This is a genomic window from Saccharopolyspora erythraea NRRL 2338, from assembly GCF_000062885.1.
GTDB lineage: Bacteria > Actinomycetota > Actinomycetes > Mycobacteriales > Pseudonocardiaceae > Saccharopolyspora_D > Saccharopolyspora_D erythraea.
Genome location: NC_009142.1, coordinates 6320680 through 6344185, shown reverse-complemented (window position 1 = coordinate 6344185; position 23506 = coordinate 6320680). Strand labels below are relative to the sequence as shown.

The following is a 23506-nucleotide window of genomic DNA, read 5'->3' as shown; positions in this document are numbered from 1 at the left end:
GTCAGGCTGAGTCCCACACCGCAAGCGGCTCCGCCGCTCGTAAGACAGAGCCTGGTCGGCCGACCGGCGGGTGCGCGGGAATTCCGGTCGTCGCCGCGGGTGTGGTGATCTAGGGTCGCGTCGTGCCTGCCGTCGTGTGGTTGCTGGGGACCTCCGGAGTGGGGAAGTCCACCGCCGGCTACCGGTTGCTCGCCGAGCTGGCCGACCGCGGCGTGGTCGCCGCGTTCGTCGACGCCGACCAGCTCCGCCTCGCGGCCGGCGTGCGGGCGTCGGAGACGCGGCTGGTCGCCACCGGACTGCGCGCGCTCGTGCCCGGCTACCGGGAAGCCGGCGCCCGGTTGCTGATCGTCGCCGGTCTGGCCGACGATCGGGAGCACCTCGCCCGGCTGCTTCCCGGCGTGCCGCGCGAGCGCGTCCTCGCATGCCACCTCCACGCCGATGCCGAGGTGCTCCGCGCTCGCATCCGGCAGCGGGCATGGTTGGCCGAGCAGGCCGAACTGGCCGTCGACTACGCCGCGGCGATCGACCCGTCCCTGGCCGACCTGCGCGTCGACACCAGCGGGCTGACGCCCGATGAGGTGTCGCGACGCCTGGCGACGGCCGCGCTCGCGCACGTCGAACGAGCGGCCACCGCAGCGGACCACGAACCGGCGGGCCCTGCCGCGACCGATCCGCCCGTCGGCGTCGTACTCGTGACCGGGCCGGGCGGAGTGGGCTCGTCGACGGTCGGGTTCCAGACCTTCATGCGGCTGGCGAACGAGGGGAGCGGCGTCGCCTACCTGGACGCGCACCAGCTCGGATTCGTCGGCGCCGATCCGCGCGGGCGTCAGCTCGCACCGCTGCGGGCGCGGAACGCGCGAGCCGTGATCGGCGCGCTCGCCGCGCACGGTGCACGAACCGTCATCGTCACCGCCGACATCGCCACGGTGCGCGAATTCGGGGGTTCGGTGCGGGAAGGGCTCGACGTCGCCACCTTCGTCCTGCGGGCCGCGCCGCGCACGCTGGCCGCGCGGATCAGGCGACGTGCCCGAGGAGACGGGCCGCCGATCGCCGGTGACCACCGACGCGGTCTCGCCGGACGTGCCCTGGACGAGTCGATCGCCGCGAGCGTCGACGAGGCCGCCCGCCTCGACGAAGACCTTCCCGGCGCGCACCCGCTCTGCACCGATGACATCGATCCTGCCGATCTCGCGGCGTGGATCGCCGAGAGGACCGGTCGCGCCCCCAGGTGACGCCGGAACCGACTTCCTCCCGGCACCGGCCCTGATCGTTCAGGCGGCGCCGCGCAGACGCGCGTCGAGGGAGTCGAGGTCGGGGACGAACCACACCTGTTCGCCCCGGTTCGACTCGTGCACCAGCGCGCGCAGCGCCGAGCTCGCCGCCAGGTGCCGCGAGATGTCGCCCACGACGGCCAGGCGCAGCCGGTAGTTGGCGAACTTCTGCATGACCTCGCCCGCGAATCGGGTGCTCAGCGTGAAGAAGCGCTCGGGGAGCCTGCTCACGGGTACGGCCACGACCTCGGCGCCGAAGTAGGTCGCGCCGATCAGGTCGAGCACGTCCTGCTCGGTGGCCACCGGCGGTCCGTCCGGGTCGCACACCAGCACCGGCACCCCGGCCCGTTCCTGCGTCAGGTCAGGCATCGCCCGCCTCCCGGGAGAACAGGCCGTTGTCGCCGTCCAGGACGGCTTCGAGCAGTTGCAGCACCTCGGCGGTGTCGCCGGGACTGCCGAGGACCACGATCTTCATCCGGTTGCGCTCCTCGTCGTGCACGGTCTGGATGCGCAGCGGGTGCGCGGAACCGCGGGAGGTGTTGGCCCCGGCCAGCACGAGCGTGCCCAGCCGGTCGGCCGCGGCCCGGTCGACGCCGTCCACCTGCACGATGCTCGACACCTCCGCGGAACCGCCGGGCCCCGCGGTCGCCGGTCGCGTCCGCCCGGTCAGCTCCGCGAGGTCGGAGCGGGCGATCCGGTACTGCTTGCCGATGCGCACCGCCTTGAGGCGCCCGGAGCGGATGTAGCCGCGCACCGTGCGCACGTGCAGGCCGAGCTGTTCGGCGACCTGCTCGACCGAGTACATTTCTTCCGTCATCGCTCCCCAAGATAGCGCACATAGGGAATGATGCGTCACCGACTTCCGCATGAGCAGGCCCCGCCGGGATCGCCCGGCGGGGCCCACTGGTCAGGACGTCAGTCCGCGTACACGGGCTGGGTCTGCGGGTTGAACTCCTCGAAGCGCACCCGCTTGGCGGGGTCGGTCCGCCGGTCCTTGATGTCCAGCACGTCCAGGCCCTCCTGGATGCCGCTGGAGAAGACGCGGCCGTTGTAGTAGTACGCCGACCACGACCCGGCGGTCTGCAGCTTGCCCGGGTCGAACGGGGTGCGGTCGAAGAAGGCGATCTCCTTCGGCTGCGCCGAGTCGGTGAACTCCCACACCGAGACGCCGCCCTGGTACCAGGCCTGCACCATGATGTCCTTGCCCGGGACCGGGATCAGGGAACCGTTGTGCGCCACGCAGTTCTCCGTGGCGGCCTGGTGGCGCGGGATCTTGTAGTAGCTGCGGAACTCCAGCTTGGATTCCGCACCGGAGCCGACGATGTCGTAGATGCCGTTGGCGCCGCGCTTCGGGCCGGTCGGGGCGTCGCAGGTCGCCGCACTGCCACCGCCGAGCTCGTCGGTGAACACGACCTTGGTGCCCTCGTTGTTGAAGGTCGCCGAGTGCCAGAACGCGAAGTTCTGGTCGTCGCGGACCTGGTTGACGACGCGCGGCTTCTCCCGGTCGGAGATGTCGAACAGCACGCCGTCACCCATGCACGCGCCCGCCGCGAGGTCCTTGGACGGGAACACCGTGATGTCGTGGCAGCCCGAGGTCTCCCGGATGCCGCCGGGCTGACCGGGGTTGCCGCCGTCCGGGAACACGACCGGAGCGTCGAGCAAGACCGGTTCGGCCGGGTTGTCCAGCGGCACCTTGATGATTGAGATCTTGTCGTGCGGCGGCTGGCAGTTCGGGAACTCCGGCTTGGGCGCGTAGGAGGAGACGTAGAGGTACACCGCCTTGCCCGCCTTGTCGGGCACCAGGGTGTGGGTGTGCGAACCGCAGGCTGTCGCGATGGAGGAGACGTAGCGCGGCTTGGCCGGGTCGCTGACGTCGAAGACCTTCATGCCCTCCCACCCGTTGGGGTCGGCGGCGGTGGTCGCCTCGCTCTGGCAGGTGTTGTTGGAGCGCGGGTAGTCGGTGGAGACGAACAGCAGGTTCCCGCTGATCGAGACGTCGCCCTGGCCACCGGGGCAGGCCACCTGCGTGACGATCTGCGGCTTGTCGGGCTTGGCGATGTCGTAGACGACGAACCCGCCGTAGTTGCCGACGAAGGCGTGCCTGCCCTTGAAGGCGATGTCGGTGCCGACGGACTCGATGTTGTCGAACGGCGCCTGCTTGGGCAGGTGCGCGGTGTGCTTGATGTTCTTGCTCTTGATCACCTCGCGCGCGACGGCCTGCGCCGAGACCACGCCCGCGCCGGGGTCCTCCGGATGCTCGCTACCGGGGGTGTCGGCCAGCGACGGTGTCGCCAGCAGACCGAGGACCAGGGGAACCACACCGGCGAGAACGCCCGCCACCCGCAACCGTGCCCCGCCGCGACCAGGCCTGCGCCTGGAACTCGGATTCAACAGAACCCACCCCACATTCGATTCGGTTATCGAGCTGCCCGCGCCTGCGCGCGCGCTCGCCAAACAGCGGTACCGGAGTACCAACCCGAATCAGTATCTTTGTCACGTTCTGCGGCCCCAATAGTCCGTGTGGTCGCATTTGGGTCGGTATAAGGAGGATCAATGCAGCTCGGCGCAACCGCGAGGAGGCTCGGCACCGGGACGGCGGCGGTGTTCGCGGTGGTTCTCGCGGCGGGGCTGCTCGGCGCGTGCTCGACCCCGGAACCGCCGCCTGCACCGGTGGTGTTGCCGGGCGCGCCCGGCGACGAGCCGAAGGTCGCGACCGGCGAGGAAGTCCAGGGGCTCGGCCGGCCGGCACCTCCTGGCGAGGCCGAAGCGACCTACGTCGCGATGATGATCCCGCACCACGAGCAGGCGCTGGAGATGACCGCCCTGGCCCCGGAGCGGGCGCAGCACCCGCAGGTGCGGGCGCTGGCCGAACGCATCGGGGGAGCGCAGAAGCCGGAGATCGACATGATGCGCGGCTGGCAGGCGACCCACGGCGCGCAGGGGCGGACCGGGCATGGCGGCGACACCGGCCATGGCGGGCACACCGGCGGCGCGGACACCGGGCACGCCACCGGCACCGGGCACACCGGCGCGGACCCCGCGCACGCCGCGATGCCGGGCATGGCAACGCCCGAGCAGCTCGCCGAGCTGGCCGCCGCCCGCGGCGCCGACTTCGACCGGCTCTTCCTGCGGCTGATGACCGCCCATCACGAGGGCGCGGTGACCATGGCGACCGACCTGCTCACCCGCGGCGTCGACGAACAGGTGCACGCGATGGCCCAGGACGTGCTGGTCACCCAGACCGACGAGATCGCCACCATGCGCGCCCTGTCCGCCGAGGTCGGCTGAGCGGGCGGCTTCCCGCGCCAGGAAGGGAAAGGAGCGTCAGCGGCTACCGGCTCCTGACGCCGAAGACGCGGTCCAGTTGCCGGTCCACCAGCTCCACCGCCTGCTGCGGTGTCCGCTCGCCGATGAGCACGCTGCCGATGAGGCCGCGCACGAGCGAGGTGAGGATTCCCGCCTCCTGCTCGGCGCCGGCGTCCGGATCGGCCTCGCGGATCTGTTCGGCGACCGCCTTCTCGATGATCGGCGAGTAGATCCTGGCGACGGCGGCGAAGTCGTCGTCGACCAGGGCGGCGTTGAAGAAGGCGTGCGACACCAACGACATCCGCCGGCTCTGCGGATCCAGGGGGAGCAGGCCGAGCAGGTGGCCCCGCGCCGTCTCGCGCGGCGCCGCGCGAAGCGCTGAACCCGCCCGGGCCGCGCCAAGCCCGCAGGGCCGCGCTACGCCCGCAGGGCCGCGCTACGCCCGCAGGGCGGCCCTACGCGCGCAGGGCCGCGCGCACGATGGCAAGTGCCTCCTCGCGGGGGATGCCCAGCGCGGCGACGGTCCGGGCGTACTCGGCGGCGGCCTCGGCCGCGCGCTCGTTGCTGCGCTCGCCCGCCGAGCCCACGAAGGTTCCCGCGCGGCCACGGGTTTCGATCAGTCCCGCCTGCTCCAGCTCGCGGTAGGCCTTGGCCGCGGTGTTGGCCGCGATGCCGAGGTCGGCCGCCAGCCGGCGCACGGTGGGCAGCTTGGTTCCGACCGGCAGGACGCGGTCGTTGATCTGCTGCGCGATCTGCGTGCGCACCTGCTCGAACGGTGCGACAGCGGAGTTGGGGTCGACGGTGACGGCCAGCATCAGCGCTCCCGGAAGGCGTCGAGCAGCCGCTCGGCGGCGATGCCCGCGGTCAGTTCCCCGGCCCGCACGTCGGATTCGACCTCGTCGACGATGCGGCGCACCGCCGGGTGCCGGGTCAGGTCGGACATGAGCTGGTCGCGCACCAGCGCCCAGGTCCAGTCGACCTGCTGGCGGCTGCGCTTCTCGGCCAGCTCGCCGGTCTCGGTGAGGGTGGCGCGGTGCTGCTCGACCTGCTCCCAGAGCGTGTCCAGGCCCGCTCCGGTCAGGCCGCTGCAGGTCACCACCGGGGGTCTCCACGACGTGCTGACCGGGGTCAGCAGCCGCAGCGCGCCGCGCAGCTCGCGGGCCGCCTTGCGCGCCTCGCCCTCGTGCGGTCCGTCGGCCTTGTTCACCGCGACAAGGTCGGCCAGCTCCAACACACCCTTCTTGATGCCCTGCAACTGGTCGCCGGTGCGGGCCAGCGTCAGCAGCAGGAAGCAGTCGACCATTCCCGCCACGGCGACCTCGGACTGGCCGACGCCCACCGTTTCCACGAGCACGACGTCGAATCCGGCCGCCTCCATCAGCACGATCGTCTCGCGGGTCGCGCGCGCGACGCCGCCGAGCGTGCCCGCCGAGGGGGAGGGCCGCACGAACGCGCCGGAGTCGGAGGCGAGCTTGGGCATCCGCGTCTTGTCGCCCAGGATGCTGCCGCCGCTGCGCGTGGACGACGGGTCGACCGCCAGCACCGCGACCCGGTGCCCCTGCGCGGTCAGCATCGTGCCCAGCGACTCGATGAACGTCGACTTGCCGACGCCGGGCACGCCGGTGATGCCCACCCGGTGCGCCCCACCGCTGTGCGGCAGCAGCTCGACGAGCAGTTCCTGGGCTTTCGCGCGGTGCTCGGCCCTGGTCGACTCCACCAGCGTGATCGCCTGCGCCAGCTTGGCGCGCGAGCCGCCGAGCACGCCCTTGGCGTAGTCCTGGACGTCGATCTCGCGCGGCATGGTCAGCCCGCGCTCGACGTCTCGCCGGGGGAACCGCCTCGGGCGCCGTCCGACTCGCCGGCAGGCTCGCCGGGCGCGGGGTGGTCGAGCACCGCGCGGAGCTGGTCGAGCAGTCCGAGCGCGGCGTCGGCGATCACGGTTCCCGGCGGGAAGATCGCGCTGGCTCCGCCCTGGCGCAGCGCGTCGAAGTCGGCGGGCGGGATCACGCCGCCGACAACGATCATGATGTCGGAGCGGCCGAGCCCGGCCAGCTCGTCGCGCAGCGCGGGCACCAGCGTCAGGTGGCCCGCGGCCAGCGACGACACCCCGACGACGTGCACGTCGGACTCGACCGCCTGGCGGGCGACCTCGGCCGGGGTCTGGAACAGCGGGCCCACGTCGACGTCGAAGCCGATGTCGGCGAAGGCGGTGGCGATGACCTTCTGGCCGCGGTCGTGGCCGTCCTGGCCCATCTTGGCCACCAGGATGCGCGGGCGCCTGCCCTCTGCCTCGTCGAACTCCTCGACCTTGCGGCGGGCGCGCTCCAGCGACTCCGAGGTACCCGACTCCTCCCGGTACACGCCGGAAATCGTACGGATCTGGCCGGAGTGGCGGCCGAAGACCTTCTCCAGCGCGTCGGAGATCTCGCCGACGGTGGCCTTGTGCCGCGCGGCGTCCACGGCCAGCGTCAGCAGGTTGTGCGCGAGGTCGTCGGGCCGGTTGTCCTCCAGCGCGGCCTCGGCGGCGCCGGTCAGCCTGCGCAGTGCGGTCTCGCACGCCTCGGAGTCGCGTTCCTCGCGCAGCCGCCGCAGCTTGTCCAGCTGCTGGGCCCGCACGCCGGCGTTGTCGACCTTGAGGACCTCGATCTGCTCGTCGCCGTCGTAGCGGTACTTGTTGACGCCGATGAGCGGCTGGCGGCCGGAGTCGATGCGCGCCTGCGTCCGCGCGGCGGCCTCCTCGATGCGCATCTTCGGGATACCGGCGTCGATGGCCTGGGCCATGCCGCCGGCGTCCTCGACCTCGGTGATGTGGGCCCACGCGCGTTCGGCGAGGTCCTGGGTCAGCCGCTCGATGTAGTGCGAGCCGCCCCACGGGTCGATGACGCGGGTGGTGCCGGACTCCTGCTGGAGCACCAGCTGGGTGTTGCGGGCGATGCGCGCGGAGAAGTCGGTCGGCAGCGCCAGCGCCTCGTCCAGGGCGTTGGTGTGCAGCGACTGGGTGTGGCCCTGGGTGGCGGCCATCGCCTCCACGCACGTGCGCACGACGTTGTTGTAGACGTCCTGGGCGGTCAGCGACCAGCCCGAGGTCTGCGAGTGGGTGCGCAGCGACAGCGACTTCGGGTCCGACGGCTCGAAGCGCTTGACCAGCTTGGCCCACAGCAGCCGGGCCGCGCGCAGCTTGGCGACCTCCATCGCGAAGTTCATCCCGATGCCCCAGAAGAACGACAGCCGCGGGGCGAAGGAGTCGATGTCCAGGCCCGCCTGCCGCCCGGCGCGCAGGTACTCCACGCCGTCCGCGAGGGTGTAGGCCAGCTCCAGGTCGGCGGTCGCCCCGGCCTCCTGGATGTGGTAGCCGGAGATGGAGATCGAGTTGAACTTCGGCATCCGCCGCGAGGCGTAGGCGAAGATGTCGGAGATGATCCGCATCGACGGCTGCGGCGGGTAGATGTAGGTGTTGCGGACCATGAACTCCTTGAGGATGTCGTTCTGGATGGTCCCGGCCAGCTTCTCCGGCGCCACGCCCTGTTCCTCGGCGGCGACGATGTAGAGCGCCATCACCGGCAGCACGGCGCCGTTCATCGTCATCGACACGCTCATCCTGTCCAGCGGGATGCCGTCGAAGAGCCGGCGCATGTCGTAGATGGAGTCGATCGCCACGCCCGCCATGCCGACGTCACCGCCGACGCGCGGGTGGTCGGAGTCGTAGCCGCGGTGGGTGGCCAGGTCGAAGGCCACCGACAGGCCCTTCTGCCCGGCGGCGAGGTTGCGGCGGTAGAAGGCGTTGGACTGCTCGGCGGTGGAGAACCCCGCGTACTGGCGCACCGTCCACGGCTGGTTGACATACATCGTCGGGTACGGGCCGCGCAGGAACGGCGCGATTCCCGGGTAGGTGCGCAGGAAGTCCAGCCCGCGGGTGTCGGCCTCGGTGTAGAGCGGCTTGACGCCGATGCCCTCGGGCGCCTCCCACACCAGGGCGTCGGCCTCCTTGCCGGTCTCGGCCAGCAGCGCGTCGTTCCACCGCCCGGCAGGCGCGGGGGCGGGCTCGCCCAGCTCCACGCCGGCGAAGCTGGGGATCGGTTCGTGCTCGTGGGCGGTCACTGCTGCACTCCCAACCTGCGGTGGACGTCCTGCAAGACTTCGAGGGCGTTGCACCCGCCGAACACCCGGCCGTCGACGCCGGGCACCTCGAGCGAGCCGGCCAGCAGCACCTGGTCGGCCCCCGCCTCCCGGAGCGCGCGGGCGGTTTCCTCCGCGTGCTCACCGTAGATCCGGTCACCCGAGCACAGGCAGGCCACCGGCGTGCCCGAGCCGGCGAACGCCTTCACCACGTCCTCTGTGGACTCCGTGGGCCCGGCGTCCGGGGTTTCCAGCCCGCCCGCGCCGAAGAGGTTGCGGGCGAACGACGCGCGGGCGTTGTGCTCGGCGAGCGAACCGAGCGTGGCGAGGAAGACCTTCGGGCGCGCACCGGTTTCGGCGAGGTGGGCGTCGGAGGCGTCGCGCAGCCGCTCGAAGTCCTCGGCGTAGCGGTGGCGGGGCAGGCCGCCCGACAGCGGCTCGGGCGCGGGGTCGCGTCGCAGCGCGGGTTCTTCGAGGTTCGGGAACTCGGTGACGCCGGTGATCGGGTCGGTGCGGTGGGCGACGGCGTCCCGGCGCCGCTGCCAGGTCTCGGCGAGCCGGTCGGCCACCAGACCCGAGCGCAGCGCGGCGGGCAGCCCGCCCTCGGCCTCGATGCGCCGGAACCACTCCCACGCCTTGTGCGCCAGTTCGTCGGTCAGCGTCTCGACGTACCAGGAACCGCCCGCCGGGTCGATCACCTGCGCCAGGTGCGACTCCTCCAGCAGCAGCGACTGGGTGTTGCGGGCGATGCGCCGGGAGAAGGGGTCCGGCAGCCCGATCGCGGCGTCGAACGGGCGCACGGTGACCGACCGCGCGCCGCCCACGCCTGCGGCGAACGTGGCGATCGTGGTGCGCAGCATGTTCACCCACGGGTCGCGGCGCGTCAGCATCGCCGAGGAGGTGACCGCGTGCTGGAGCTGCGCGCGCTCGGCGACGCCGATCTCCCGCGTCACCCGCTCCCACAGCCTGCGGGCCGCGCGCAGCTTGGCGATGGTCAGGAACTGGTCGGCGGTGGCGGCGTAGCGGAACTCCAGCAGCCCGCTCGCGGCCTCGGCACCGAGCTCACCGGCCAGCACCCGCAGGTAGGTGACGCCCGCGGCGATCGAGCAGCCGAGCTCCTCGGCGTCGGAGCCGCCCGCCTCGTGGTAGGGCAGGCCGTCGACGGTGATCGCGCGCAGGCCCGGGTGCGACGCGCAGTGCGCGGCGACCTCGGCGGCGAGGCCCAGGTCGCGTTCCTGCCCGGTGCGAGCCCAGGTGCTCAGCGGGTCGGCGCCCAGGTTGGCGCGCAGCGCGCTGGGCCGCACCCCCTGCTCCCGCGCGAGCTCCAGCAACGCCGACGCGGCCCGCGCCGCCTCGTCACCGGCGTCGAGCACGACGCCGATCATGTCCAGGTGGACGCCTTCGAGGGCGTCGGCCAGCGAGTCCACCGGCAGCCCGGTCGGCCCGAGCTCCAGCCACAGCGAGGTCGTGCCGTTGTAGAGGTCGGCCAGGATCTCGCGGTTGGTCTCCGAGGCGTCGGGGTGGGCGTGGTGCTGGCGGACGTCCCAGCCCTCGCTGACGCAGCCCTGCGCCCGGCTGCCGCGCACGTAGGGCGCCAGGCCCGGGACGCCGCTGGATGCGGGACCCTCGGTGTAGAGCGGGTGCACGGTGATGCCGTCGTAGGTGGCGCTGGCGAGCACGTCCTCGACCGGCTCCGGCGCGGGCCTGCCCTCGGGCAGCAGACCCGACCTGCGCAGGACCTTCTCCACCTGTTGCCGCCACTGCTGCCGGGCGGGCTCGGGGAACTCGGCCGCCAGGGGCAGCTCCGGCCCGTCGCTCGTCGTCGAGTGCGCCACCATGAACAGGATGGTAGGCCGGTGCGGCCCGGCCCGGGGATCGTGTGACGCTTGTCGCAGCCGGACAGGGCAGAGCGTCCGCCGGGCGCCTCAGTCCCAGTCCCAGGCGATCCCGAGCACGCCGCGCGGGACGTCCCGCACCGCGAGGTGCACCGAACGACCACCCACCAGTGTCAGCTCGTCGGTCCCGCGCCCGGCAGCCGGTGCGCCTTGGCGCAGCCGCCTGCACCGCACCGGGACCGCCGACTCCGAGAACCGCACCGACGCGACGTAGCTGCCCGCCGGGTACCGGAACGTGCGGCGGTGGTCGACGCTGCGCACCGGGCGCTCGACGCGGAACTCGTACTCCAGCAGGTGGGTCTCCCCGGCGCGCATCCTGCGGTCGAACAACAGCTCGGCGACCACGATCGGGGCGGCCGGGTGCCTGCTGGTCCGGCCGAGCCGGCAGTTCTCGGTGGCGACCGGGACCAGCGCGCCCGAGTCGGTGCCGGGTTCGCCGCGGTAGACGGCGAGGTGGCGGTCGGGCCCGTCGGCCAGCGCGCGCAGCACCGTGCGGGTACGCACCAGGTGGATCGCCCGGTCCGGGCCGACGGAGGCGATGTCCTCCTGGGAGAAGACGCGCAGGTCGCGGTCGGACGGCCCCAGCACCGGCCCGATCACCTCCGCGAGCTGCCCGGCGGGGTCGTCGATGCCGCGGCCGGGCTCGTGGTTGAGCCACCGGCCGCGCGGGCGCGGCGGACCCAGCAGCGCGCGCAGCGAATGCGCGGGCAGCCGCAGGATGTTCTCGATCGCGCGCAGCGCCAGCATCGAGCCGGTCCGCTCGGGGCGGCTTCGCCCGTGCTGCCAGTAGCTCAGGGTCGCCAGGCTGAGCCGGATGCCGCGCGCGGCCAGTTCACCGCGCAGGGCCTCCAGGGTGAGTCCGCTGTGCGCGATGGCCGCGCGCAGCGCCTCGTGGAAGGGACCGGACCGCAGCAGGGCCTCCACCTCGGCGCGGGAGTCCTCGCACGGCCGGCTCGACGCGGTGCCGTCCGATTGGCCGTGGCCGGACATGGCGACCTCCGTAGCGCGCGGTTCTCCCTGGCGCGCAGCGGATCGTGCGCCCGCGGCCAGGCTATGGCCGCCGCCGGTCCGCGCGACACAGCCGCTCGGCTGGTGAATTCACCGTTGCACGGCGGTGCCGCGCACGCGCGCGGAGTGCGAACATGTCGGATTCGGCTTCGCCGCGCGGTATCGCGGCTGCTCCGCGCCGGTTCGCGGCAGCCGTGCACGATGGGCGGCACGATGGTTTTCCGTTGCCGGAATGGGAAAAACCCACGTCGCGGGACGACTGCGCGTGTTGCACGGGTGATGCGCGAGGAACAGATCCCGGAGCCGCGTCCGAGGTGCCCGGCAGGTGGGTTCAAGCCGGCCACCGAGGTCCCTACGGGCTCTTGCCGTGCGCGCGCAGGTGGTACTCCCAGCCGTTGCCCGGCGTGTAGCGCAGCTCGTAATGGGTCTCGATCTTCGGCCCGTCGTGCAGGTGGATGTGGCGGAGCAGCCGCCCGGCCACCGCCTCGGAGTCGCGGAGGTCCTGGACCCGGCCGTCCAGCGGCCCGCCCACGAAACGAACGCTGCGTTCCTGCATCGGCTTCCTCCCGGGCGGTCGTCGGCTCGGCGCCCATTGTCCCGAACGGGGAGGTCCAGGGCGATGACCGAAACGGACCTGGTACCTGGCTCGGCCGTGGTCGCCGGCCACTCAGCGCGACCAGCGCAGCGCGAACCACAGCTCCATCCGGACCTGCGGGTCGGAGAGGTCGGCCTCCAGCGCGCGCTCGACCTGCCCGATGCGGTGGCGCACGCTGTTGCGGTGGACGCCGAGCGCGGCCGCGGTCCGGTCCCAGCTGCCGTGGTGGGCCAGCCAGCAGTGCAGCGTGTCGGCGAGCTTGTCCCCGGAGCGCGCCCGGTCGATCGCGCGCAGCGGCGCCAGCGCCCGCTCGGCGAAGCCGGCCGCGGCCTCCGGCGCGACGGCGGCGGCCAGGCCGAACCCGGCGCTCTCATCGGCGCGCACCGGGCGGTCCAGCGCGCGTGCCCGCTGCGTGAGCGCGTCGACCTCGGCCGCGGTCTCGCCCAGGCGGTCGGCGGGCCGGGCGGAGCTGACCACCGCCAGCCACCCCTGGGAACGCATCTCCTCCAGCACCTCCGCGCTCGGCGCGGTCGCCACGACCGCGGTGAAGCCGCCGTCGTCGGTGAGCCTGACCAGCGGGTTGCCGAGGCGGCTGCTCAGCCAGTCGAAGGCCGACACCCCGCCGTTGCGGCGGCGCCCCCGCGGCACGCCCACGACCACCCGGTACTGCCCCTTCTCCAGCAGACCGGCCAGCACGTCACCCGCCGGCTGGTCGAGCAGCAGCGCGGTGACCGCGGACCCGAGCGCCGCGTTGTCGGCGCCCGCGCGGCCGGTCAGGCCCAGCAGCGCCGCGCCCACCGCGATGACGGCGCGCTCGGTGGCGTCGAACCGCTGCCTGCGCCCGACCACGAGCAGCTGCGACGCGGTGGCCTGCGGGTACACCGGCTGCGCGACGGCGAAGGAGCCGTCGGCCAGCTCGCCGGTCGCGCTGCGCACCCCCGAGCCCGCCCGCAGCCGGGCGAGCAGCGGCGCCAGTTCGGGCGGCAGCGGTGTGCGCGGGGGGGGGACGTGGCGACGGGCGCGTCGTCGGCGCCCACCAGCGCCACCCAGCAGCGCAGCCTGCGCGCCAGCGCGCCCAGCCCCTCGCCCGCCGACCGGGTCAGCGCCTCCCTGGCCTCGGCGACCCGGCTGCGCTCCCGCTGGGCGGCGTCGCTGATCGCGACGGCGACCGCGCGGCTGATGGCCAGGAACGGGGTGCGCGGCGGGATCACCAGCAGAGGCAGCCCGTGCCGCACGCACGCCTCGCGCAGCGGGTCCGGCAGGGCCTCGTGCATCGGCGGCGTGACGCCGAAGCCGAGCGCGCTCACCCCCGCCGCCAGCAGCCGCTGCACGTAGCGGTCGATCTGCTGCTGCTCGGACGGCAGGTTCACCCCGGCGGTGAGCAGCAGCTCCTCGCCGAGCAGGTACGGCGCGGGGTCCTGCAGCTCGCTGACGTGCGCCCACCGCACGGGCAGCTCCAGCGCGCCGGGCCGCAGCGTCTCGGCCACCACCTCCACGGCCAGCGCGGCGTCGCCGGTGACCGCGTGCAGCGGCACGGAGGGTTGCTCGGACGGCTTGGTCATTCGAACCACGGATCAATCGAATCTGGGATGGATCGTCCCATTCTTCCTGGACCCGGCGAACCCTACGGTTGCCGGAACAGCGTGTCGACGCGGACAGGAGGACCCGATGGTCGCCGACTACTTGGTGATCGCGCTCTACATCGCCGGGATGGTCGGTGTGGGCTGGTACGGCATGCGCCTGGCCAGGACGAAGAGCGACTACCTGGTCGCCGGGCGCCGCCTCGGCTGGTTCATGTACTCCGGGACGATGTCGGCCATCGTGCTCGGCGGCGCGTCCACCATCGGCGGGGTCGGACTCGGCTACACCCACGGCATCTCCGGCGCCTGGCTGGTGCTCACCATCGGCCTGGGCATCCTGCTGCTGCACGCGCTGTTCGCGCGCAGGCTGGTGAAGCTGCGCGTCTACACCGTCTCGGAGATGCTCGACCTGCGCTACGGCGGCTCCTCGACGGTGATCGCCGGGGTCGTGATGTGGGGCTACACCCTGATGCTCACGGTGACCTCCACGCTGTCGTTCGCCACCATCTTCAACGTCCTGTTCCAGCTCCCGAGCATGCTGGGCATCGCCGTCGGCGGCTCGATCGTGGTCCTGTACTCGGTGCTGGGCGGCATGTGGTCGATCACGCTGACCGACATCGCGCAGTTCGTCATCAAGACCATCGGCATCATGTTCCTGCTGCTGCCGGTCGCGGTGACCGCGGCGGGCGGCTTCGGCGAGATGAGCAGCAGGCTCGACCCGGGCTTCTTCCGCCTCGACAGCATCGGCGGCGCGACGATCTTCACCTACGTGCTCACCTACGGCTTCGGCCTGCTCATCGGCCAGGACATCTGGCAGCGCGTGTTCACCGCGCGCAGCCCGAAGGTGGCAACCGCCGGCGGCATCATCTCCGGCGTCTACTGCCTGGCCTACGGCTTCACCGGCGCGCTGATCGGCACCGCGGCCCGCGTCCTCTACCCGAACCTGGGAGACCCCGACGACGCCTTCGCCACCGTCGTCGAGCAACTGCTGCCCTCCGGCGTGCGCGGGCTGGTGCTCGCCGCGGCGCTCTCGGCGCTGATGTCGACCTCCAGCGGCGCGCTCATCGCGTGCTCGACCGTCAGCACCACCGACATCCTGGCCAAGCTGCGCCGCAAGCCCGCCGACGGCTCCGACGTCAGCGCCAGCAGGATGACGACGCTGGTGCTGGGCATCGTCGCGATCGGCATCGCGATGCTGGTCGACGACGTCGTCAACGCGCTCACCGTCGCCTACAACGTGCTGGTCGGCGGGCTGCTGGTGGCCATCCTCGGCGGGCTGGTGTGGAAGCGCGGCACCCGCGTGGGCGCGGTCGCCTCGATGGTCGTCGGCTCGGTGGTGGTGATCGCGTCGATGATCGTCTTCGGCCTGTCGGCCACCGAGCCGATCTACTACGGTCTCGGCGCCGCGCTGCTCAGCTACGTCGTGGTCAGCCTGCTGACGCCCCCGACGGAGCCGGCCGTGCTGCGAGCCTGGACCCAGCGGCTGGCCGGGGTCTCGGCCGTCGAGCCGGCGGATGCCTCGGCGGGGAACTCCGAGCCCGCCGAGCAGGCCGGAGCCGACAAGTGAGCGCGCCCGCGGGCGGCCGGGAAATGACCGAGGAGATCCACATGACCGAAGCCCGCATCGGCGGCGACCTGGTGGTCGAGACGCTGCGCGCCCTGGGCGCGCGGACCGTGTTCGGACTGCCCGGCCAGCACGCGCTCGGCCTGTTCGAGGCCCTGCGGCGGGCCCCCGACCTGCGGCTGGTCAGCTCCCGGGTGGAGAACAACCTCGCCTTCGCCGCCGACGGCCACGCGCGGGCGAAGCTCGCCGAGGGCGGCCCGGTGCCGGTGACGCCGATGATCGTCTCGACCGGTCCCGGCGCGCTGCTGACCCTGGCGTCGTTGCAGGAGTCCCGCGCGTCCTCGGTGCCCGTCCTGGGCATCTCCAGCCAGGTCCCCGCCGCCGGGCTGGGCGGCGGACGCCGCGGCTACCTGCACGAGCTGCCCGACCAGCAGGCCAGCTTCCGCGACGTCGTGAAGTCGGTGCACGTCGCGCGCACCGCCAGCCAGATCCCGGGTGCGCTGCGTGCGGCGTGGGAGAGCGCGGCGACCGCGCCCTACGGCCCGACGTGGGTGGAGATCCCGCAGGACGTGCTGCTCGGCCCGGCCGGGCTGCCGCCGATCACCGGGGTCAGCGCCTCGCCACCGCCGCTGGCCCCGCAGCCCGAGCTGATCGCCGAGGCCGCCGACCTGCTCGCCGCCGCCGAGAACCCGGTCGTCCTCGCCGGTGGCGGCGTCGCCCGCGCCGGGGCGGCCGGACCGCTGCGGGAGCTGGCCGAGGCGCTGCGCGCCCCGGTGCTGAGCACCTTCGGCGGCAAGGGCGTCTTCGGCTGGGACCACCCGCTGTCCGGGCAGTCGTGGATGGAGGACTGGCACAGCACCGAGTTCCTCGCCGCCGCCGACGTGCTGCTCGTGCTCGGCTCCGGGCTGGGCGAGCTGTCCAGCAACTACCACCGGTTCGCCCCGCGCGGCCGGATCGTCCAGGTCGAGGCCGACGCGGGCAAGCTGGAGTCCAACCACCCGGCGCTGGGCATCCACGCCGACGCCGGGCTCGCCCTTTCCGCGCTGCTGGAGCGGCTGCCGCGGCGCAGGGCCGACGGCCGCGCCGAGCGGGCGGTGGCCGAGCTGCTGGCGAAGGTCCACGACCGGCTGGCCGGTCAGGACCTGGAGCGCGAGCAGCACGTGCTGGCCGACGTCCGGGCCGCGCTGCCGGAGGGCACGCCGACGTTCTGGGACATGACGATCCTCGGCTACTGGGCGTGGTCGGCGTGGAACGCCGACGGCGCGCCGATGCACTCGGCGCAGGGCGCGGGCGGCCTCGGCTTCGGCTTCCCGGCGGCGCTGGGCGCCGCGGCGGCGACCGGCGGGCCGGTGCTGGCGGTCTCCGGCGACGGCGGGGCGATGTACGGCATCGCCGAGCTGGCCACCGCCGTCCAGCACGGCCTGGACGTCACGTGGCTCATCGTCGACGACGGCGGATACGGCATCCTGCGCGAGTACCTGACCGGGACGTTCGGCCAGACCACCTCGACCGAGCTGTCGCGGCCCGACTTCGTCGCGCTGGCGGGCGCCTTCGGCGTCCCCGCCGTGCGCAGCGGCCTCGGGACGCTGCGGGCCGACCTCGCCCACGCCCTGCAGACCCCGGGACCGAGCGTGGTGGTGCTGCCGGCCCTGCTGCGCATGTTCGCACCGACACACCTGCCGGTCTGATCGGGCAAGAAGTCCACCCGCAGCGTCTCGCGGCCGTTAACTTGGCGACGCCAGCGAGCTCAGGAGGCGAGTGTGATCGGTAAGGCACGAACCGTGGTGGTCCTCTCCGCGGCGGTGGCGCTGTCCGGCTGTGCGGGCGGCGGACCCGCCCCGGAAGTCGTCGCCGAGGCGTCCGCGCTGAGCGGGGTCATTCCGCCGCCGCATGCGCAGGTGCTCGGAGCGGCGTGCGAGCGCGGCCGGGACCAGTTGTGCAAGTTCGCGGTGGCCGTCGACGCCGCCCAGCTGGAGCCGCTGCTGGCCGCGTCGGACTTCACCGCGGAGCTGGTACCGGGCAAGTCCGCGTCGATGCTGCCGGTCGAAGGCGTCGAGCCGGGGCCGCGGATCGCCTCCGGGGAAGACCAGGTCGTCCACCAGCAGACCGCGAACCGAGAGATCCTGGTGGACCGGACCAACCCGGCCCGGCCGGTCGTGCACGTGTGGGCCTTCACGACCTGACCCCGGCTGCGCGCGCCAGAAGCTGACCAGGGACGATCGGGGGCACGATGATGCTCACCGACCAGCTCCCAGCGACCCCCGAACCCGATGCGCTGCTCGACGCGTTCGTGACGTGGACCACGCACCAGGGCATCGACCTCTACCCCGCGCAGGAAGAGGCGCTGATGGAGGTCGTCACCGGGGCCAACGTCATCCTCAGCACGCCCACCGGTTCCGGCAAGAGCCTGGTCGCCACCGGCGCGCACTTCGTCGCGCTGGCCTCCGGGCGGCGGACCTTCTACACCGCGCCCATCAAGGCGCTGGTGTCGGAGAAGTTCTTCGCGCTGGTCGACGTCTTCGGCGCGGCCGACGTCGGGATGATGACCGGTGACAGCAGCGTCAACGCCGACGCCCCGATCATCTGCTGCACCGCGGAGATCCTGGCCAACATCGCCCTGCGCGACGGTGAGCGCGCCGACGTCGGCCAGGTCGTGATGGACGAGTTCCACTTCTACTCCGAGCCCGACCGCGGCTGGGCGTGGCAGGTGCCGCTGCTGGAGCTGCCGCAGGCGCAGTTCGTGCTGATGTCGGCGACGCTGGGCGATGTCACCCGCTTCCGCGACGACCTGACCCGGCGCACCGGCCGGGACACCGCGGTGGTCTCCTCGGCCGAGCGGCCGATCCCGCTGACCTTCCGCTACGCGATGACGCCGCTGCACGAGACGATCGAGGAGCTGCTGGCGGGCCAGCAGGCGCCGGTCTACGTCGTGTACTTCAACCAGGCTTCGGCGCTGGAGCAGGCACAGGCGCTGATGAGCGTCAACGTCGCCAGCCGCGAGCAGCGCGACCGCATCGCCGAGGCCATCGGCGACTTCCGCTTCACCGCCGGCTTCGGCAAGACGCTGTCCAGGCTGGTGCGCCACGGCATCGGCGTGCACCACGCCGGGATGCTGCCCAAGTACCGGCGGCTCGTCGAACAGCTCGCGCAGGCCGGTCTGCTCAAGGTCATCTGCGGCACCGACACGCTGGGCGTGGGCATCAACGTCCCGATCCGCACGGTGCTGCTGACGGGGCTGACCAAGTACGACGGGGTCCGCACCCGGCACCTGAAGGCGCGCGAGTTCCACCAGATCGCCGGCCGGGCCGGGCGCGCGGGCTACGACACCGCGGGCTACGTCGTGGTGCAGGCGCCCGAGCACGTCATCGAGAACGAGCGCGCGGTGGCCAAGGCCGGTGACGATCCGAAGAAGAAGCGCAAGCTGGTGCGCAAGAAGGCGCCGGAGGGCTTCGTCTCCTGGAGCGAGAAGACCTTCGAGAAGCTGGTCGAGGCCGAGCCGGAGCCGCTGACGTCGAGTTTCGTCGTCAGCCACTCGATGCTGCTCAACGTCATCAACCGCCCCGGCGACGCGTTCGCGGCGATGCGGCACCTGCTCACCGAGAACCACGAGGACCGCGCCGCGCAGCGCAGGCACATCCTGCGCGCCATCGCGATCTACCGGGCGCTGCTGGCGGCGGGTGTCGTGGAACAGCTCGACGAGCCCGACGAGCAGGGCCGCCGGGCGCGCCTGACGGTGGACCTGCAGTTCGACTTCGCGCTCAACCAGCCGCTCTCGCCGTTCGCGCTGGCCGCCATCGAACTGCTCGACGTCGACTCGCCGTCGTACCCGCTGGATGTCCTCTCGGTCATCGAGTCCACTCTGGACGATCCGAGGCAGGTGCTTTCGGCCCAGCAGTTCAAGGCGCGCGGCGAGGCCGTGGCGCAGATGAAGGCCGACGGCATCGAGTACGACGAGCGCATGGAGCTGCTGGAGGACATCACCCACCCCAAGCCGCTCGAGGAGCTGCTGGAGGCGGCCTACGAGATGTACCGCAAGGGGCATCCGTGGGTCGGCGAGCACGAGCTGTCGCCGAAGTCGGTGGCCCGCGACATGTACGAGCGGGCGATGAACTTCGTCGAGTTCGTCAACCACTACGGGCTGGCGCGCTCGGAAGGGCTGGTGCTGCGCTACCTCGCCGACGTCTACAAGGCGCTGCGCCACACGGTGCCCGACGACGCCAAGACCGAGGAGCTGGGCGACATCATCGAGTGGCTGGGCGAGCTGGTCCGCCAGGTCGACTCCAGCCTGCTCGACGAGTGGGAGCGGCTGCGCAACCCGGCCGCGGAGGACACCTCGTCGGCAGCACCGGCATCGGCGGAGGAAGGACCGGCGCGGATCACGGCCAACAAGCGGGCCTTCCGCGTGCAGGTCCGCAACGCGCTGTTCCGCCGCGTCGAGCTGGCGGCGCGCCGCGAGCACGAGCAGCTCGGCGCGCTGGACCCGGAGCTGGGCGCCGACGGCTGGGCCGACGCGCTCGACGACTACTTCGAGCAGCACGACGAGATCGGCACCGGCCCCGACGCGCGCGGCCCGGCGCTGCTGATGATCACCGAGGAGCAGTCGCGCTGGGTCGTGCGCCAGATCTTCGACGACCCGGCGGGGGACCACGACTGGGGCTTCAGCGCCGAGGTCGACCTCGCCGAGTCCGACGAGGCGGGCGAGGCCGTGGTCCGGGTGACCTCGGTCGACCAGCTCTGACGCGAACCGGCCGATGTCGCCGGAGCGTTCGAAGAATCCGGGTTGACCGGCGCTGGTCTTCGCTCCGAGCGGTGGTCGGCGTTCGTCGGTGTGGCGGGTGGCATCCGCGGCCGCTGCGGCACGTGGTGCGTTCTCCCTCCGAGGAGGGAGGCTTCTCCCTCGCTGTCGGGAGGAGGCCGTGGGCAGCCGTGGTTACGGTCGCAACCATGGTCGACTTCTTCCGTCCACGGCGCTGGCCGGCATGGGCACTCGTGGTGCTGTTCGTCGGTTACGCCGCGGGGAAAGCCGTCTTCGCGATGCAGGGCAGGCTGGGGATTCCACGAACGTTGATGCTGTTAGCCCTGGTGGGCATGTCGCTGGCCGTCGGTGCCGGTGCGGCGATCATGGTCGTCGACGGACTCATCGGCCTCGGTGTGGGCTGGCGGTGGTACCACGGCATTCTCGGGATCCTCGTGCTCGGACTGCTCGTGGAGGCGATCCGGTCCTATGCGGTGGTGACCAGGCGGGCCCGGGCCTGATGGCGGGTGCGTACGGGGCGCTGCGCTGCGGCAGCCGGCTCACCCGGCCGGCGGCGTCCGTGGCGGTCGCGGGGTGCGACCTGTGATGGCCACGATCCGGTCGATCAACGGGGCATCGGCTGGTACGTCGACGGCCGTCCCCCACAGTTCCGGAAGCGGCGCGCGGGGAACGAACTCGGACACGTGGTCGAGGCAAGCGCGCAGGGCGTCCTCGGGCATCTCGAAGCGCTGGCCGGTCGCCTGCGCGAGGTCCCAGCCGTGCACGACCACCTCGGTGAGCGCGATCTTGCCCCACACCTCGTTGGGCAGCTCCACGCCACCGCCCGCGTCGGTGCTGCCGTGCCAGGCGGTTGGGGCGTCCCATGCTTCGCCGAGCACTCGCACGTGCCTGGCGACATCCGGTCGGTCGCCGACCACGTCCGGTACGTCCTCGCCGGTCGCACCTTCGCCGCTGCCGTTCGCCGGACCACCGGCCCCGGCGAACACCGCGAAGCCCTGAGCGGCATCGTCGATGTGGGCGATCAGGTCGGCAACGGTGTACTCGCTGCACGGGGTGGCGTCGGCGAGCCGGCTCGCTTCCACGCCCGCCAACAGGCCGATCATCTCCCGGCAGGCCGGCTTCAGGTCGATCAACGGTGCCTCCTCGGGCAGCTCCGCACGCACCCGAGAGAGTAGAGCGCCCCACCGACACGCATGCGCGGCGGAAGGAGCGCCGCACGGTCTTCCTGCCGTGGTCCGGTGGCCTGGGGCGACCAGCTCCGAGCAGCGGGGCACGCCGCCGCGCGTGCCCCGGCCCGGCGTCTCACGCCCACACGAGGTGCAACGGCTGCTCGCGGGACAGGAGCACGTGGGCGCGCTCGGGGGACTGGAAGCTCCCGGTCATCTCCCCGAACGGGCTGACGATCCGCGTGCTGTCGTCGAACGCCATCCCCCAGTAGCGGACGTACCCGTCATCGCGGTCGCCGACCTCCTCGCACAGCGCGAACACCTTCGGCGCCTCGTCGCGCACCAGCTCGCGCAACTCCGCCAGGAACTCCTCGGGATCCATCACTTCGGCCTCCAGGTTGTGTGCCGTGAACACCGAAGATGATGATGTAAATGTTGATGAATGACGATAACTCGGCTGGGTGGTGTAAGCGCAGTGCACTCGACCGGATACACAGAGTGCTGAACGGAGTGGTGGACTCGGAGGCTGACCATGGTGCAACGAAGTGATCCCTCGGCCCTGCGCTGGCTCGTCGGTGTGGAGCTGCGCAACTACCGGCTGCGCGCCGGGCGCACCAGTGCGGCGGCCGCGAAGGAGATCGGCTGCTCGCCGGGCAAGATCACCCACCTGGAGAACGGCCGGTACTTCCCGCAGCCGCAGGAGATCGCCGGGCTGCTGGAGTTCTACGGCGCACCGCACTGGGACGTCGAACGGCTCTCGTCGCTGGCCGCGCGAGCCGATCACAAGACCTGGTGGGCGTCATGGGTGGACGTGCTGCCCGACTGGTTGCGGACCTTCGTCGGTCTGGAGGGCATCGCGGAGTCGGAGTTCATCTACATCCCGCTGGTCCTGCCTGGTCTGTTGCAGACCGAGGACTACGCGGCGGCGCTGACCGCCACCAGTGAGCGCGTTCGGCCCGACCACAACGAGCGGGTCGTCAGCTTCCGGATGGCCAGGCAGCGCCGCCTGGCCGGGGACCCGCCGCTGAAGCTGACGGCGGTGATCGAGGAGTCGGCGCTGGACCGGCCGATCGGGAGTCCGCACGTGATGCGCCGCCAGATGGAGCACCTCATCGAACTGTCCAGCTTGGACAACGTCGACATCCGGGTGCTCCCGACCTCGGTCGGCCCGCACACCGCGCTGATCGGTGGTTTCACGGTTCTGCACTTCGCGGACGCGCAGTCCATCGGCTACGTCGAAATCCAGGACGGGGCGGTTTACGTGCAGGACCAGGACCAAGTGGCCGGTTACATCCGATCAAGCGAACGGCTACTCTCGGTCGCGTTGTCGTCCGAGGACTCGGTGGCGGCGATCAAGGCTCGTACCGTCACCTGACAGGGAAGGCGCACCGCGATGTTCGAGCAGCTGGAGTGGCGCAAGTCGAGCTACAGCGACAACGGTGCGAACTGCGTCGAGGTGGCGTTCGTTGAAGGCCGCGTCGCAGCCCGGGATTCCAAGGACCCGCACGGTCCCGTCCTGGTCTTCGACCGCCGCCGCTGGGCGGCGTTCCTCACCGCGCTGGACGGGTAGCCGCGCCCGAGCCCGTCGTCGCGCCCCGCTGACTGTGGCGTCCCTCCACCGGGTGCCATACGATCAAGCCAGTTCGTCCGGAACGTCCGATAGGTGGTGTGCCGGAGCGGGTTCCTCCCGCGTCATGTGCGCGCACCCGGAGGGAGTTCGACCATGGCGGGTAAGCCGCAGACAGTCATAGCGGGCATCGACGGGTCCGAGGAGTCGGGCAACGCCCTGCGCTGGGCCGCAGAGTACGTGCAGCGCGTGGGCGGCATCGTGCACGCGATCACCGTCTGGAGCCAGCCAGTCCAGTTCGGATACCGGCTGCCCACGCCGGACGCCGAGCTGGAGACGCGCGCCCGCAACTCGCTTGAGACGATCACCGAGCCGGTGAAGGCGGCTTACCCCGACGTCGACATCCGGCCGCGGCTGGTGCGCGGGCAGATCATCGACGAGTTCGTGGGCCTGACCGAGCAGGCCGACCTGCTCGTGCTGGGCAACAAGGGCCACGGCGCGTTCACCGGCATGATGGTCGGTTCGGTCGCGCTCAAGCTGGTGCACCACGCCAAGTGCCCGGTGCTGGTCGTCCGCTGAGCGCTGTCCCCGGCCGTCCGGGCCGGTGTCGACCGCTCGGCGGTGTTCGCAGGGCGCCCGGCGGTTCGACTAGGCTGACGTCGTCGGATCAGCGGGCCAACGG

General features: G+C 72.2%; 23 protein-coding genes and 1 pseudogene. 10 read left to right on the top strand and 14 right to left on the bottom strand.

Annotated features, from left to right (window positions below):
• The first annotated feature begins 122 nt into the window (after positions 1 to 122).
• Positions 123 to 1232, top strand: coding sequence for an AAA family ATPase (locus SACE_RS27070; RefSeq protein WP_011874790.1), 1110 nt, complete (start codon positions 123 to 125; stop codon positions 1230 to 1232).
• 39 nt (positions 1233 to 1271) lie between these two features.
• On the opposite strand, the gene SACE_RS27065 is transcribed toward SACE_RS27070, so the two are convergent.
• From SACE_RS27065 to SACE_RS27055, 3 genes are all read right to left on the bottom strand, one after another.
• Complete coding sequence (locus SACE_RS27065; RefSeq protein ID WP_009944572.1) at positions 1272 to 1640, bottom strand: DUF4180 domain-containing protein; 369 nt, start codon at positions 1638 to 1640, stop codon at positions 1272 to 1274.
• Positions 1633 to 2088: a helix-turn-helix domain-containing protein gene (locus SACE_RS27060; protein ID WP_011874789.1), complete on the bottom strand. Its 456-nt coding sequence runs from the start codon at positions 2086 to 2088 to the stop codon at positions 1633 to 1635. Before SACE_RS27060 ends, SACE_RS27065 begins: the two co-directional genes overlap by 8 nt.
• Positions 2089 to 2186: 98 nt before the next feature.
• A complete protein-coding gene (locus SACE_RS27055; RefSeq protein WP_009944575.1) occupies positions 2187 to 3611 on the bottom strand; it encodes an LVIVD repeat-containing protein in 1425 nt (474 codons plus the stop codon).
• A gap of 213 nt (positions 3612 to 3824) precedes the next feature.
• On the opposite strand from SACE_RS27055, the gene SACE_RS27050 reads away from it, so the two are divergent.
• Complete coding sequence (locus SACE_RS27050) at positions 3825 to 4559, top strand: DUF305 domain-containing protein (RefSeq protein WP_011874788.1); 735 nt, start codon at positions 3825 to 3827, stop codon at positions 4557 to 4559.
• Positions 4560 to 4602: 43 nt separating this feature from the next.
• Here SACE_RS27050 and SACE_RS27045 read toward each other — a convergent pair.
• From SACE_RS27045 to SACE_RS39520, 9 genes and pseudogenes are all read right to left on the bottom strand, one after another.
• A pseudogene (locus SACE_RS27045) lies at positions 4603 to 4929 on the bottom strand (TetR family transcriptional regulator C-terminal domain-containing protein); the annotation flags it as partial.
• Positions 4930 to 5032: 103 nt separating this feature from the next.
• Positions 5033 to 5392 (bottom strand): GntR family transcriptional regulator, encoded by a 360-nt coding sequence (locus SACE_RS27040; RefSeq protein WP_009944578.1) that lies wholly within the window; start codon positions 5390 to 5392, stop codon positions 5033 to 5035.
• Positions 5392 to 6378: a methylmalonyl Co-A mutase-associated GTPase MeaB gene (gene meaB / locus SACE_RS27035; RefSeq protein ID WP_009944580.1), complete on the bottom strand. Its 987-nt coding sequence runs from the start codon at positions 6376 to 6378 to the stop codon at positions 5392 to 5394. The genes SACE_RS27040 and meaB overlap by 1 nt, the downstream gene beginning before the upstream one ends.
• 2 nt (positions 6379 to 6380) lie before the next feature.
• Positions 6381 to 8675 (bottom strand): methylmalonyl-CoA mutase, encoded by a 2295-nt coding sequence (gene scpA, locus SACE_RS27030; protein ID WP_009944581.1) that lies wholly within the window; start codon positions 8673 to 8675, stop codon positions 6381 to 6383.
• Complete coding sequence (locus SACE_RS27025; protein ID WP_009944582.1) at positions 8672 to 10531, bottom strand: methylmalonyl-CoA mutase family protein; 1860 nt, start codon at positions 10529 to 10531, stop codon at positions 8672 to 8674. The genes scpA and SACE_RS27025 overlap by 4 nt, the downstream gene beginning before the upstream one ends.
• Positions 10532 to 10618: 87 nt before the next feature.
• Positions 10619 to 11578, bottom strand: coding sequence for a helix-turn-helix domain-containing protein (locus SACE_RS27020; protein WP_009944584.1), 960 nt, complete (start codon positions 11576 to 11578; stop codon positions 10619 to 10621).
• Positions 11579 to 11948: 370 nt separating this feature from the next.
• On the bottom strand, positions 11949 to 12152 hold the full coding sequence (locus SACE_RS27015; protein ID WP_009944585.1) for a hypothetical protein: 204 nt from the start codon (positions 12150 to 12152) through the stop codon (positions 11949 to 11951).
• A gap of 111 nt (positions 12153 to 12263) precedes the next feature.
• A complete protein-coding gene (locus SACE_RS40300; RefSeq protein WP_157355920.1) occupies positions 12264 to 13040 on the bottom strand; it encodes a helix-turn-helix domain-containing protein in 777 nt (258 codons plus the stop codon).
• On the bottom strand, positions 12965 to 13753 hold the full coding sequence (locus tag SACE_RS39520) for a PucR family transcriptional regulator ligand-binding domain-containing protein (RefSeq protein ID WP_009944587.1): 789 nt from the start codon (positions 13751 to 13753) through the stop codon (positions 12965 to 12967). The genes SACE_RS40300 and SACE_RS39520 overlap by 76 nt, the downstream gene beginning before the upstream one ends.
• Positions 13754 to 13859: 106 nt before the next feature.
• Here SACE_RS39520 and SACE_RS27000 point away from each other — a divergent pair, with 106 nt between their 5' ends.
• From SACE_RS27000 to SACE_RS26980, 5 genes are all read left to right on the top strand, one after another.
• Complete coding sequence (locus tag SACE_RS27000) at positions 13860 to 15338, top strand: sodium:solute symporter family protein (protein ID WP_009944588.1); 1479 nt, start codon at positions 13860 to 13862, stop codon at positions 15336 to 15338.
• 41 nt (positions 15339 to 15379) lie between these two features.
• The gene (locus SACE_RS26995) at positions 15380 to 17023 is read left to right on the top strand and encodes a thiamine pyrophosphate-binding protein (RefSeq protein WP_011874786.1); all 1644 of its coding nucleotides are present in this window, start codon (positions 15380 to 15382) and stop codon (positions 17021 to 17023) included.
• Between the two features lie 72 nt (positions 17024 to 17095).
• Positions 17096 to 17518 (top strand): hypothetical protein, encoded by a 423-nt coding sequence (locus SACE_RS26990; RefSeq protein WP_009944590.1) that lies wholly within the window; start codon positions 17096 to 17098, stop codon positions 17516 to 17518.
• Between the two features lie 47 nt (positions 17519 to 17565).
• Positions 17566 to 20073, top strand: coding sequence for a DEAD/DEAH box helicase (locus SACE_RS26985; RefSeq protein ID WP_009944591.1), 2508 nt, complete (start codon positions 17566 to 17568; stop codon positions 20071 to 20073).
• A gap of 206 nt (positions 20074 to 20279) precedes the next feature.
• Positions 20280 to 20591 carry a hypothetical protein gene (locus SACE_RS26980; protein WP_011874784.1) on the top strand — a complete coding sequence of 104 codons (312 nt, stop codon included), beginning with the start codon at positions 20280 to 20282 and terminating at the stop codon, positions 20589 to 20591.
• A 39-nt stretch (positions 20592 to 20630) separates the two neighbouring features.
• On the opposite strand, the gene SACE_RS26975 is transcribed toward SACE_RS26980, so the two are convergent.
• Positions 20631 to 21224: a TIGR03086 family metal-binding protein gene (locus SACE_RS26975; protein WP_009944594.1), complete on the bottom strand. Its 594-nt coding sequence runs from the start codon at positions 21222 to 21224 to the stop codon at positions 20631 to 20633.
• 169 nt (positions 21225 to 21393) lie between these two features.
• Positions 21394 to 21672, bottom strand: a complete 279-nt coding sequence (locus SACE_RS26970) for a hypothetical protein (protein WP_009944595.1) — start codon at positions 21670 to 21672, stop codon at positions 21394 to 21396.
• Positions 21673 to 21789: 117 nt separating this feature from the next.
• Here SACE_RS26970 and SACE_RS26965 point away from each other — a divergent pair, with 117 nt between their 5' ends.
• The 3 genes from SACE_RS26965 (at position 21790) to SACE_RS26960 (ending at position 23403) form a co-directional block, all read left to right on the top strand.
• Positions 21790 to 22632 (top strand): helix-turn-helix domain-containing protein, encoded by an 843-nt coding sequence (locus SACE_RS26965; protein ID WP_009944597.1) that lies wholly within the window; start codon positions 21790 to 21792, stop codon positions 22630 to 22632.
• Between the two features lie 18 nt (positions 22633 to 22650).
• Positions 22651 to 22827, top strand: a complete 177-nt coding sequence (locus SACE_RS35940; RefSeq protein ID WP_009944598.1) for a DUF397 domain-containing protein — start codon at positions 22651 to 22653, stop codon at positions 22825 to 22827.
• Positions 22828 to 22980: 153 nt separating this feature from the next.
• Entirely contained in the window at positions 22981 to 23403 is a 423-nt protein-coding gene (locus SACE_RS26960; RefSeq protein ID WP_009944599.1) for a universal stress protein, read from the top strand.
• Positions 23404 to 23506 lie beyond the last annotated feature (103 nt).